The following is a 10,842-nucleotide window of genomic DNA, read 5'->3' as shown; positions in this document are numbered from 1 at the left end:
GCTGCAGGGCCGCGAGGTGCGGGTCCTGCGCGCGGACGTAGGGCGGGTTGGAGACGATGGCGTCGAACCGGCCCCGGGTTGCGCGCAGCCAGTCGCCCTGCGCGAACTGCACGGGCAGGCCGAGCCGCCCGGAATTTGCCCGGGCGACGGCCAGCGCGTCGGCGCTGGCGTCCACGGCGAGCACCCGGGCGCCGGGGCAGTGTTGGCGCAGGGCCAGCGCGATGGCGCCGCTGCCGGTGCCCAGGTCCACGATGCGCGGCGCGGGCAGGGGGGCGATCACTTCGCGCGCCCAATTGACCAGGGTTTCGGTGTCCGGGCGGGGGTCGAGCACGCGCGCGTCCACCTCCAGCAGCAGTCCGTAGAACGTTTTGTGCCCGGTCAGGTAGGCCACGGGCTCGCCCCTTGCCCGGCGCTGGCACAGGGCCAGGAAGCGCGCGTGCACGGCGGGGTCGAGCGCGTCCGTGTCGTGCGCGAGCAGCCAGGCGCGGCCCGCGTCGGTGCGGCCCAGCGCGTGCAGCAGCAACCACTGCGCGTCGATGCGCTCGAGGCCCAGCGCGCGGGCCTGCGCGAGCGCCTGCGCCAGGGTCGCAGGGGGCGCGGGCGTTTCTTCAGGCACCGGCGCCCCGCTCCAGTTCTTGCAACTGCTCGGCCTGGCGCGCGTGGGCCAGCGCCTGGAGCAGTTCGCCGAGATCGCCTTCGAGCACCTGCTGCAGCTTGTACAGCGTGAGGTGGATGCGGTGGTCGGTGATGCGCCCTTGGGGGAAGTTGTAGGTGCGGATGCGGTCGCTGCGCTCGCCGCTGCCGACCAGCCCCTTGCGCAGCGCGGCCTGCCGGGCGGCGCGCTCGCTGCGCTCCTTTTCCTGGATGCGCGCCTGCAGCACTTGCAGCGCCCGGGCCTTGTTGCTGTGCTGGCTGCGGCCGTCCTGGCACTCGGCGACGATGCCGGTGGGCAGGTGCACCACGCGCACGGCAGAGTCGGTCTTGTTGATGTGCTGGCCGCCCGCGCCGCTGGCGCGGAAGGTATCGATGCGCAGTTCGGCCGGGTTGAGCGCGATGGCCTGCGCCGCGTCCGGCTCGGGCATCACGGCCACGGTGCAGGCGCTGGTGTGGATGCGGCCCTGCGTCTCGGTCGCCGGAACGCGCTGCACGCGGTGGCCGCCGGATTCGAACTGGAGCGCGCCGTACACCTGCTCGCCTTCGATGCGCAGAACGGTCTCCTTGCAGCCACCGAGCTCGGCCGCGCTCTCGCTGAGCACCTCGACCTTCCAGCCGACGCTCGCAGCGTGGCGCGTGTACATGCGCGTGAGCTCGCCGGCGAACAGGGCCGATTCGTCGCCGCCCGTTCCGGCGCGGATTTCCAGAAAGGCGTTGCGCGCGGCGTCGGGGTCCTTGGGCAGCAGCAGGCGCTGCAGCGCGTCCTGCAATTGCTGCAATTCGGCCAGGCTGCTTGCGATTTCCTCCTGCGCCATTTCGGCCAGGTCGGGGTCGGCGAGCATCTGGCGCGCGCCGGCGAGGTCCGCCTCGCGCTGCAGATAGCGTGCGTAGCGGCCCGCGACCTGCGTGACTTCGGCATGCTCGCGCGCGATGGCGCGGTACTGCGCCATGTCGGCCATGATGTCGGCGCGCGAGAGCAGAAAATCGAGTTCGGTCAAACGCCGGGCATGGCGCTCAAGCTGGTTTCTGAGAAAGGGTTTCATGCGGGGAATCCATGTTGCTACTGAATTCGTAGCCAATGCTGCGGGGTATTCAAGCGCTGCCCGCCGATCAGAGCCCATCAGGCGCGCCGGCGCGGACGGAATCAGGGGAGCGCTACAGGCCGTTCTTGCTTTGCGCGCGCAGGAACAGGCGCGAGACGGTCTGCGCCGTCTGCGCGCGCACCTGGGCGTCGCTGGCGCGCAACTCGGCCAGCGTGCCGTGCAGCATTTTCTGCGCCATGCCGCGCGCCAGGGCATCGAGCACGGCGTCCACGCCCTCGCCCCGGGCGAGCCGCTTCTTGGCGCGCGCGATCTCGGCGGCGCGCCAGGTGTCGGTCTGCGCGTTGAGTTGCTGGATCAGCGACAGCACGCCGTCCACGGGGCTGCGCTGGTCCATCCAGTGCATGAAGCTTTGCACCCGCGCGTCGATGATCGCCTCGGCCTGCGCCACGGCGGCCTGGCGGCTGGCCTGCGCGGTCTGCACCACGCCCGCCAAGTCGTCCACGGTGTACAGGTAGACGTCGCCCAGGGCCTTCACTTCGGGCTCGATGTCGCGCGGCACGGCCAGGTCAACCATGAACATGGGCCGGTGGCGGCGCTTTCTGAGCGCACGCTCCACGGCGCCCAGGCCGATGATCGGCAGGCTGCTCGCGGTGCAGCTGACGACGGCGTCGAACAGGTGCAGGCGCTCGGGCAGATCGGCCAGGCGCAGCGCCTCGCCGCCAAAGCGCGCGGCGAGCTTTTCGCCGCGCTCGAGCGTGCGGTTCGCGACGCTTATGCCCAGGGGGTTCTTGGCCGCAAAGTGCGTGGCGCACAAACCGATCATCTCGCCCGCACCGATGAACAGCACGCGGATTTGGCTGAGGTCTTCAAACAGCTGGCCCGCGAGCCGCACCGCAGCCGCGGCCATGCTGATGCTCTGCGCGCCGATGGCGGTGCTGCTGCGCACCTCCTTGGCCACCGCAAAGCTGCGCTGGAAAAGCTGGTTCAGCGTGGTGCCCAGGGCGCCGGCGGTTTCCGCGGCGCGCACCGCGTCCTTCATCTGACCCAGGATCTGCGCCTCGCCGAGCACCATGGAGTCGAGTCCGCTGGCGACGCGAAACGCATGGCGGGCGGCCAGGCCGTCCTGCAGGGCATAGGCATGCGCGCGCAGCAGCGTGGGGCTCACGCCGCCGCTGTGGGCCAGCCAGCCGAGCGCATGGTCGATGGCCGACTGCCCGCCCGCGGCGCAATAAACCTCGGTGCGGTTGCAGGTGGAGATGATCGCCGTCTCGACCCCGGGGTGGCGGCTGGCGCTACCGAGCGACTGGCGCAGACCCTGCAGCGTGGGGGTCAGCTGATCGAGCGCAAACGCGAACCGGCCGCGCAGATCGAGCGGCGCGGTGGTGTGGTTGATTCCGAGGGCCCAGACTGCCATGGTGCGCGATTATAAAATCGCCAACCCGCCCGGCCGCTCCCGTCCCGCCAGGCCCTGATGGGCATCCGTTTCATGACGCTTCTGAACGTTCTCAACCACCTGCTCAACTTCGTCGCACCCGCGGCCGCGCTGGCCTTGCTGCTGCCGCTCGCGGGGCGATGCATCCGGTTCAGGGCGCCCGCGGCGCTTGCGTGGAGGCGCCGCGCAGCCATCGTTTTCCTGGTCGGCGTCGCCACCTTGGTCGCCGGCCTGATGCTCTGGGGGCACGACGGGAAGATGCCGACCTACGCCGCCCTGGTGCTCGCCTGCGCGAGCTGCGAGTGGGTTTTGCTGCGCGGCTGGAAGCGCTGAGCCCGCGTGCGTATATTCGGCGCATGATCCGCCGTGCGTCACCACCCGCTTGCGCCCCACCCGTGCTACCCCGCCTCACCCGGGCCCAGGCCCCGCTCACGCACCTTGTGGAGGTGGTCAACGAGCAAGGCATGCACGAACAGGTGCAGCTTCCCGCGGAGCGGCCGCTCACGATCTATGTGGACCGGCGCGAGCTCGTCACGCTCATGACGCTGGGCGCGCGGCCCGAACTGCTGGTGCTCGGCTATCTGCGCAATCAGCGCCTGCTGGAATCCGTTTTCGACGTCGAATCCGTGACGGTCGATTGGCAGGTACAGGCCGCCGCTGTGCGCACGCGCCACGGCATGGCGCGCATGGAGGAGCGCACCGCGCGCAAGGTGGTGACCACGGGCTGCGGGCAGGGCAGCATGTTTGGCGGGTTCATGGACGCGGTGGAGCGCATTGCCTTGCCCGCAGCGCGCCTGACGCAGGGCCAGCTCTACGCAATAGTCAACGCCATCCGCATCGAGGAGAGCACCTACAAATCTGCGGGCTCGGTGCACGCCTGCGCCCTGTTCCGGGGCGAGGAGTTGCTGATCTTTGTCGAAGACGTGGGACGCCACAACGCCATCGACACCATTGCAGGCTGGATGTGGATGCATTCCGGAGCGGGCGGCGCCGACGCCAACCCGGCAGGGCAGCTGCCCATGTCGGGCGCGGACAAGGTGTTCTACACCACGGGCCGGCTGACCAGCGAAATGATCATCAAGTCGGCGCAGATGGGCGTTCCCATCGTGGTCTCGCGCAGCGGCATGACGCAGATGGGCCACACGCTGGCGCAGCAACTCGGTCTGTGCGCCATCGGGCGCGCAACCCACCGCCGCTTTGTCTGCTACAGCGGGGCGCACCGGCTCGTATTGCAGCCCGAACTGGCGCGGCCGCCGATCGTTCCTCCCGCAGGCTGATTGGCTCGCCCTGCGATGGCATGATGCACGCATGAACGATCTGAACGCCAGCAACGTCCAGGCTGACGCCCAACCCGACAGTCCTGCGAGCGCACAGCCGCCCGTGCCACAACCCACCCACCTGCCCTTGTGGGTCTGGATGCGCGAAGGCCTGCGCACCATGCTGTTTCTGCCACCGCGCATTGCGGACGCGAGACCGACCGTGTGGCAACTGGCGGTTCTTTTCCTGCTTGGCAAAGCCCTGGTGCTGGCTGCCGAGTGGCTCCATATGGCGAATCCCGTCCGGTTCGACCTGCACGGCTGGCTCTCGCCGGCGTGGAGCGGTGTGCTGCTGCTGTGTCTGGCATGGTGGGCCATGGCGCCGGCGCGCAACGGCCCGGTGCATTCGCCCGAAACGCCAACCCTGTCGAGCGGAATGCTCGCCTGGTATGCGTTGTGGACCTGGGCCCCGCTGGTGCCCACGCTGCTGTATGCACTGGGACTCGTACGGTGGTGGTACGGGAATGAGAACGAGATCGTCTTCTGGGCGACCTGCGGTGTGTTCACCGTGTGGATGTTCGTGGCCCTGGTGCTGATGAGCACGCGTTTCATCCGCTCGTTTGGGCGTGCGGTGATCTTTGCCTTGGCGCTGGCCGCAGTCATCGGGGTGAACATTTGGCAGTTCTGGCATTCGCCGTGGTCGCCAAATTACTGGGCTACGGCCGAGGCCTGCGTGCAGTCCGGTGATTCAGGGAATCCGGGTATGGCCCTTGTGGCCCTTCTGTCCACCGACCGGCCGTTGCCCGGCCTTGCGCAATGACTTGGGTTGGGGCTTGTTGAGTCCGTCGCTGGAGGGCGGCTTGCTGGAGTTGCGGCTGTTCAGATTGAGCCGCGCTTGCAGTTCGTTGTTCTGCGCCGTCAGCGTCTGCACCATCGCCCATAGATCCAGAATCAGTGCATCCCTCTGGGTGGGATTGAGTGTGCTGAGGTTGGGTAGCTGTTGCATCGAGTTGCGGATTATGGTCTACGCGAGGGGGAGCTGAGTAGTCTACTAATGCGATTCCAGCCAGATCGGAATGATCGAAGCGGCTAGCAGCAGACCCAGGATTGAATTGGCAATCCGCCAGTGCCGCTCGGTCCGCAGCGCTCTCGCCAACACCAGCCCCGCCATGCACCAAAGGCACAGCGAAATCACCGCGCATACGCCGAAAGCCGAGCCGAGCACCGCGGCCAGCCCGATCGGGCTGGCCGTCAAAGTAGAGAAAGAGGCCGCCGCGCCCAGCGTCATCGCCCACCCCTTGGGGTTCAGCCACAGGAGCATCACGCCGGACAGGAAGCTGATAGGCGCCCTGTCGGACTTCGCATCGAGGTTCGGTCGACCGCTCATGCCTATCTTCCATGCCAGCCACAGAAGATAGGCTGAACCCACGACCTTCATGATCGTCTGCAGCGAAGGCAGGGCCAGTAGCAACCCAGCCAACCCTCCAGCGGCGGCCGCCGCCAGAGACGCTAGGCCGATCGCAATCCCTGCGATCAAGGGCACGCTGCGACGAAACCCGAACTGCGCGCCCGAGGCCGTTGCCAACGCCGTCGCCCCGCCGGGGGACAGTGTCGTGACGATCACGAAGAGCAGGAGGGAGAACAGCATTTCAGGTATTGCGTACATGAGAGTCTCTTTGAATGTATGAAGCGGCGGTCGGCCGAGTACCCCGGCGTTGTTGCATAAATCGACCTTCGAAGATACACCTCCCCAAGAACACCCATTTCAGGTGAGGCGTGCGGACCGTGGGTGGGCCAGAGAGGCCATGGCCAAATGCTCCAAGCTCAGGTAGCTGTTGCACCAAGTTGCGGGTTATGGCCCGCGGCGAAGGGGGCTGGATCGCTACGATGCGCGCATGAACGATCTGAACGCCGGTAGCGTCCTGGCTGAGGACGCGCAAGCCGAGAGTCCCGCAAGCGCACAGCCGCCCGACCGCCTGCCCCTGCGGGTCTGGGTGCGCGAAAGCCTGCGCACCACGCTGTTCCTGCCACCACGCACGGCGACCGCGAGCCCGACACCGGTGCAGTTGCTGGTTCTGGTCCTGTGTGGCCAAGCCCTGTTGCTGGCCTCTACCCGGCTCCTGGTAGCGGGCCCGGCCCTGTTCGAGCTGAGCGAATGGCTCGCGCCGATGTGGAGCGCTGTGCCGATGCTGTGGATCGCGTGGTGGGCCATGGCGCCGGCGCGCTCGCCCGGCCAGCCAGTTCCGCGGGGCAGGCTGGTCGCTTGGTATGCGTTTTGGATTTGGACCTCGCTGGCGCCCATGCTGATATATCCGCCGGTGTTTTCCGTCGTGCGGTGGTATGGGGACGTGGACCGGATCGTTATCCAGGTGGTCTACTGTGTGCTCGTCGCGTGGACGTTCGGAATCGTGGTGCGGATGAGCATGCTGTTCATCCGCTCGCTTGCACGCACGCTGGTCTTTGCCGTGGTGCTGGCTGCGGTCACCTGGGTCAGCCTGCGGCAGTTCTGGTATTCGCCGTGGCATACGGATCACGAGGCCGTGGCCAAAGCATCCACGCAGTCCGGTGATGCAGAGGAGGCGTTCGATTGGATCGCGCTTTCGCAGTCGGTGTTTGAAGAGCAGCAGGCGCTCTGGAAGCGCCAGATCGATGCGCTGCCGGCGCAGCGCCCGGACCTGGTCGATGTCTATGGCCTGGTGTTCTCCCCGTACGCCGAGGAAAACGTGTTCCGCCGCGAAAGCAGCATGGTCAGCGCGTTGCTGCAGGAGCGCTTCGACGCCCAGGGCCGTGTGCTCCATCTGCTCAACCACGCAGCCACCGCCGCCACCCACGTCTGGGCCACGCCAGAGAATCTGGAGCGGGCGATTGCCGCCCTGGGTCAGCGCATGGACCGGGAGCAGGACCTGCTCGTGGTCTACCTGACCTCGCACGGCGCGCGCAACCACGAACTGACGGCCGCGCACGGGACGCTGAAGGTCGATCCCGTGACGCCCGCGATGCTGCGCGCAGCGCTCGACGCGGCGGGGATCCGCAACCGCGTGATCGCCGTATCCGCCTGCTATTCGGGCGGCTGGATCGAGCCCCTGGCAACCGATTACAGCCTGATCATGACGGCATCGGACGCCACGCACACTTCCTACGGCTGCGGCAACGGCTCGAAGCTCACCTATTTTGGCCGGGCCGTTTTCGACGAGCAATTGCGCCAGACGCATTCGTTCACCAAGGCCTTTGCCAACGCCGTCCCGCTGATCCAGCAGCGTGAGCGCGAAGCGCGCAAGGACGATGGTTTTTCCAACCCGCAGATCCACGTGGGCGCGCAAATCGCCCCGATGTTGCAGGCGCTCGAGCAGCGCCTGGATGCAGTTCCCGTCAGCAGCGCGAGCGACGCCAAACCCTGAGCACATGAACGATCTGAACGCCGGCAGCGTCCTGGCCGACGCGCAAGCCGAGAGTCCCGCAAGCGCGCAGCCGCCCGATCGCCTGCCCCTGTGGGTCTGGATGCGCGAAGGTCTGCGCGTCGCGCTGTTCCTGCCGCCGCGCACGGCGACCGCGAGCCCGACACCGGTGCAGTTGCTGGTTCTGGTCCTGTTCCACAGCACCCTGTCGTTGACGGCTGCCTGGATTCAGGCGACGGGCCCGGTCCGCTTCAACCTGCACGGCTGGCTCGCGCCGATGTGGAGCCCTTTGCTGATGCTGTGGGTGGCGTGGTGGGCCATGGCGCCGGCGCGCTCACCCGGCATACCGACCCCTTCGGGCAGGCTGGCCGCCTGGTATGTCTTGTGGGTTTGGGCCTCGATACTGCCCTCGATGCTGTACTCGCTGGTGTGGCTCGCACTGCGCTGGCATGGGGGCGTGGGCAGTATCGCCTACTGGGTGGTCTACGGTGTGGCCACTGTGTGGGGACTCTGGGCCCTGGCGCGGATGAGCGCGCGCTTCATCCGCTCGTTTGCACGCACGCTGACCCTTTTCGTGGTGCTGGGTGCAGTCAGCGGGATGCGCCTATGGCAGCTCTCGAATTTGTCGTGGTACTCGCCTTGGTTGCCGGATCACCGGGCCGTGGCCGAGGCATCCGCGCAGTCCGGTGATGCGAAGGAGAATTCCGCGTGGATGGCGCTTTCGCAATCCGTGTTTGAAGAGCAACAGGCGCTGTGGCAGCGCCAGATCGATGCGCTGCCGGCGCAGCGCCCGGACCTGGTCGATGTCTATGGCCTGGTGTTCTCCCCGTACGCCGAGGAAAACGTGTTCCGCCGCGAAAGCAGCATGGTCAGCGCGTTGCTGCAGGAGCGCTTCGACGCCCGGGGCCGTGTGCTCCATCTGCTCAACCACGCAAAAACCGCCGCCACCCACGTCTGGGCCACGCCAGAGAATCTGGAGCGGGCGATTGCCGCCCTGGGCCAGCGCATGGACCGGGAGCAGGACCTGCTCGTGGTCTACCTGACCTCGCACGGTGCGCTGGACCACGAACTGACGGCTGCGCTCGACCCGCTGGAGGTTGCCTCGGTGACGCCCGCGATGCTGCGCGCCGCGCTCGACGCGGCGGGGATCCGCAACCGCATGATCGCCGTATCGGCCTGCTATTCGGGCGGCTGGATCGAGCCCCTGGCGACCGATTACAGCCTGATCATGACGGCATCGGACGCCACGCATACTTCCTACGGTTGCGGCAGCGGCTCGAAGCTCACCTATTTCGGCCGGGCCGTTTTCGACGAGCAATTGCGCCAGACGCATTCGTTCACCAAGGCCTTTGCCAACGCCGTCCCGCTGATCGCGCAGCGTGAGCGCGAAGCGGGCAAGGACGATGGTTTTTCAACCCGCAGATCCACGTGGGCGCGCAGATCGCCCCGGTGTTGCAGGCGCTCGAGCAGCGCCTGGACGCGGCCCCCGTCCGCAGCGCGAGCGACGCCAAACCCTGACCCCGAACCGCATGCGCTGCCCGGGCGTTCGCCGGGTGCCACGAACCTGACTACGATGCGCGCCATGAACCTGAATTTCTTGCGCCTCGGCGGGCGCACCCTGGTACGTGACCTGCGCGCGGGCGGCTTGCGGCTGCTCATCGTTGCGGTCGCCCTGGCGGTTGCCGCGCTCACCGCGGTGGGCTTTTTTGCCGACCGCCACCAGCGGGGGCTGCGCAACGGTGCCCTGCAACTGCTCGGCGGGGACGCCGTGGTGGCGAGCGACCACCCCACCCCCGCGGCCTTCGTCGAGCGCGCCCGGGCCCTGGGCTTGCAGTCGGTGAGCATGCTGGACTTTGCGACCATGGCGCGCGCCAGCGACGCGCAGGGCGGCGCGAGCCGGCTGGTGGCGCTCAAGAGCGTGCAACCCGGCTACCCCCTGCGCGGCAGCCTCACGGTGGCCGATTTCCCCGGGGCGCCGGGGCAGAGCACGCGCGACATTCCTGCGCCCGGACAGGTGTGGGTGGACGCGCCGCTGCTCGACGCGCTGAACCTCGCCGTGGGCGACCCCTTGCTGCTCGGCGACGCGCAGCTGCGCATCGCGCGCATCATCGTCACCGAGCCCGACCGGAGCACCGGCTTCATTGGCTTTGCCCCGCGCGTGATGCTCCACGCGCACGATCTGCCCGCGACCGGCCTGGTGCAACCCGCGAGCCGTCTGTCCTACCGCTTTGCCGTGGCGGGGCCGGCGCCGGCCGTCCAAACGTTCAGCGAATGGGCCACGGCCGAAGCGAAGAAACCCGGGGTGCATGGACTGCGCCTGGAGTCGGTCGAGAGCGGCCGCCCCGAAATGCGCCAGGCGCTCGAGCGCGCGGAAAAATTCATGAACCTGGTCGCCCTGCTCGCCGCGCTGCTGTCCGCGGTTGCCGTGGCGCTGGCCGCGCGCAGCTTTGCTGCCGCGCATCTGGACAGCGCAGCGATGCTGCGCGTGCTCGGCCAGAGCCAGCGCAGCATCGCCGGCGCGTACGCCACCGAGTTTGCGCTCGTCGGCCTGATCGCCAGCGCCTTGGGCGCGGCGCTGGGCTACCTCGCGCACCACGCCTTTGTGCTGCTGCTCGCGGGCCTGATCGGCCCCGACCTGCCGCCGCCCGGCCTGTGGCCTCTTGCGCTGGGCCTGGGCATGGGGCTCACGCTGCTGCTCGCGTTCGGCCTGCCGCCGGTGCTGCAGCTGGCCCGGGTGCCGCCGCTGCGGGTCATCCGGCGCGACCTGGGCGGGCTCAAGCCGGCGTCGCTCGCGGTGCTGGCCGCGGGAGTCGCCGGGTTTGCGGGCCTGCTGCTGGTGGTGAGCCGCGACCTGGTGCTGGGCCTGACGGCAGTGGGCGGATTCGCCGGCGCCGCGGCGCTGTTTGCCGGGCTCTCGTGGGTGGCGCTCAGGCTGCTGCGCAGGGGCGTGAACGAGCGCACCGCGCCGCGCTGGCTGGTGCTCGCGACCCGGCAGATTGCGGCGCGCCCGGCCTACGCCGTGCTGCAGGTCAGCGGCCTGGCCCTGGGCTTGCTGGCGCTGG

9 protein-coding genes and 2 pseudogenes are annotated in these 10,842 nt (G+C 68.4%); 6 read left to right on the top strand and 5 right to left on the bottom strand.

Annotated elements, in window-relative coordinates; translation table 11 throughout:
• From VTU_RS0111705 to hemA, 3 genes are all read right to left on the bottom strand, one after another.
• Window positions 1-616: peptide chain release factor N(5)-glutamine methyltransferase (locus tag VTU_RS0111705; RefSeq protein ID WP_010104410.1), on the bottom strand; the 616-nt coding region annotated here is incomplete at its 3' end.
• On the bottom strand, window positions 609-1,697 hold the full coding sequence (gene prfA, locus VTU_RS0111700) for a peptide chain release factor 1 (protein WP_010104409.1): 1,089 nt from the start codon (window positions 1,695-1,697) through the stop codon (window positions 609-611). The genes prfA and VTU_RS0111705, both read right to left, overlap by 8 nt.
• A gap of 112 nt (window positions 1,698-1,809) precedes the next feature.
• Window positions 1,810-3,111 (bottom strand): glutamyl-tRNA reductase, encoded by a 1,302-nt coding sequence (hemA, locus tag VTU_RS0111695; RefSeq protein WP_010104408.1) that lies wholly within the window; start codon window positions 3,109-3,111, stop codon window positions 1,810-1,812.
• A 72-nt stretch (window positions 3,112-3,183) separates the two neighbouring features.
• On the opposite strand from hemA, the gene VTU_RS0111690 reads away from it, so the two are divergent.
• From VTU_RS0111690 to VTU_RS26980, 3 genes are read left to right on the top strand one after another with little or no spacing between them, the layout of a single operon-like run.
• Complete coding sequence (locus VTU_RS0111690; protein ID WP_029554327.1) at window positions 3,184-3,462, top strand: hypothetical protein; 279 nt, start codon at window positions 3,184-3,186, stop codon at window positions 3,460-3,462.
• Between the two features lie 23 nt (window positions 3,463-3,485).
• Window positions 3,486-4,406 (top strand): formate dehydrogenase accessory sulfurtransferase FdhD, encoded by a 921-nt coding sequence (locus VTU_RS0111685; RefSeq protein WP_050809492.1) that lies wholly within the window; start codon window positions 3,486-3,488, stop codon window positions 4,404-4,406.
• Window positions 4,407-4,437: 31 nt separating this feature from the next.
• The gene (locus tag VTU_RS26980; RefSeq protein WP_010104404.1) at window positions 4,438-5,205 is read left to right on the top strand and encodes a hypothetical protein; all 768 of its coding nucleotides are present in this window, start codon (window positions 4,438-4,440) and stop codon (window positions 5,203-5,205) included.
• On the opposite strand, the pseudogene VTU_RS32745 reads toward VTU_RS26980, so the two are convergent.
• Together VTU_RS32745 and VTU_RS0111675 are read right to left on the bottom strand one after the other, a co-directional pair.
• Window positions 5,146-5,391: pseudogene (locus tag VTU_RS32745) on the bottom strand (DUF6444 domain-containing protein); the annotation flags it as partial. The gene VTU_RS26980 and the pseudogene VTU_RS32745 sit on opposite strands and share 60 nt — an antisense overlap.
• Before the next feature lie 45 nt (window positions 5,392-5,436).
• The gene (locus VTU_RS0111675; protein ID WP_138927867.1) at window positions 5,437-6,051 is read right to left on the bottom strand and encodes a LysE family translocator; all 615 of its coding nucleotides are present in this window, start codon (window positions 6,049-6,051) and stop codon (window positions 5,437-5,439) included.
• Window positions 6,052-6,280: 229 nt separating this feature from the next.
• On the opposite strand from VTU_RS0111675, the gene VTU_RS0111670 reads away from it, so the two are divergent.
• The 3 genes and pseudogenes from VTU_RS0111670 to VTU_RS0111665 all read left to right on the top strand — a co-directional run.
• Entirely contained in the window at window positions 6,281-7,783 is a 1,503-nt protein-coding gene (locus VTU_RS0111670; RefSeq protein ID WP_010104398.1) for a C13 family peptidase, read from the top strand.
• Window positions 7,668-9,116, top strand: a pseudogene (locus tag VTU_RS35545) (C13 family peptidase); the annotation flags it as partial. The gene VTU_RS0111670 and the pseudogene VTU_RS35545, both read left to right, overlap by 116 nt.
• A 246-nt stretch (window positions 9,117-9,362) precedes the next feature.
• Window positions 9,363-10,842: ABC transporter permease (locus VTU_RS0111665; RefSeq protein WP_029554324.1), on the top strand; the 1,480-nt coding region annotated here is incomplete at its 3' end.

The organism is Verminephrobacter aporrectodeae subsp. tuberculatae At4, assembly GCF_000193225.1.
In the GTDB taxonomy this organism is placed as follows: Bacteria; Pseudomonadota; Gammaproteobacteria; order Burkholderiales; family Burkholderiaceae_C; genus Acidovorax; species Acidovorax aporrectodeae.
Note: the sequence above shows the minus strand (reverse complement) of the source record. Positions and strands in the feature narration are given on the sequence as shown.

Bases quoted from the DNA above. Each gene is read 5' to 3' on its own strand.
- VTU_RS0111670 (WP_010104398.1), top strand. From the start codon at position 6,281: ATGAACGATCTGAACGCCGGTAGCGTCCTGGCTGAGGACGCGCAAGCC.
- hemA (WP_010104408.1), bottom strand. From the start codon at position 3,111: ATGGCAGTCTGGGCCCTCGGAATCAACCACACCACCGCGCCGCTCGAT.
- prfA (WP_010104409.1), bottom strand. From the start codon at position 1,697: ATGAAACCCTTTCTCAGAAACCAGCTTGAGCGCCATGCCCGGCGTTTG.
- VTU_RS0111685 (WP_050809492.1), top strand. From the start codon at position 3,486: ATGATCCGCCGTGCGTCACCACCCGCTTGCGCCCCACCCGTGCTACCC.
- VTU_RS0111675 (WP_138927867.1), bottom strand. From the start codon at position 6,051: ATGTACGCAATACCTGAAATGCTGTTCTCCCTCCTGCTCTTCGTGATC.
- VTU_RS0111690 (WP_029554327.1), top strand. From the start codon at position 3,184: ATGACGCTTCTGAACGTTCTCAACCACCTGCTCAACTTCGTCGCACCC.
- VTU_RS26980 (WP_010104404.1), top strand. From the start codon at position 4,438: ATGAACGATCTGAACGCCAGCAACGTCCAGGCTGACGCCCAACCCGAC.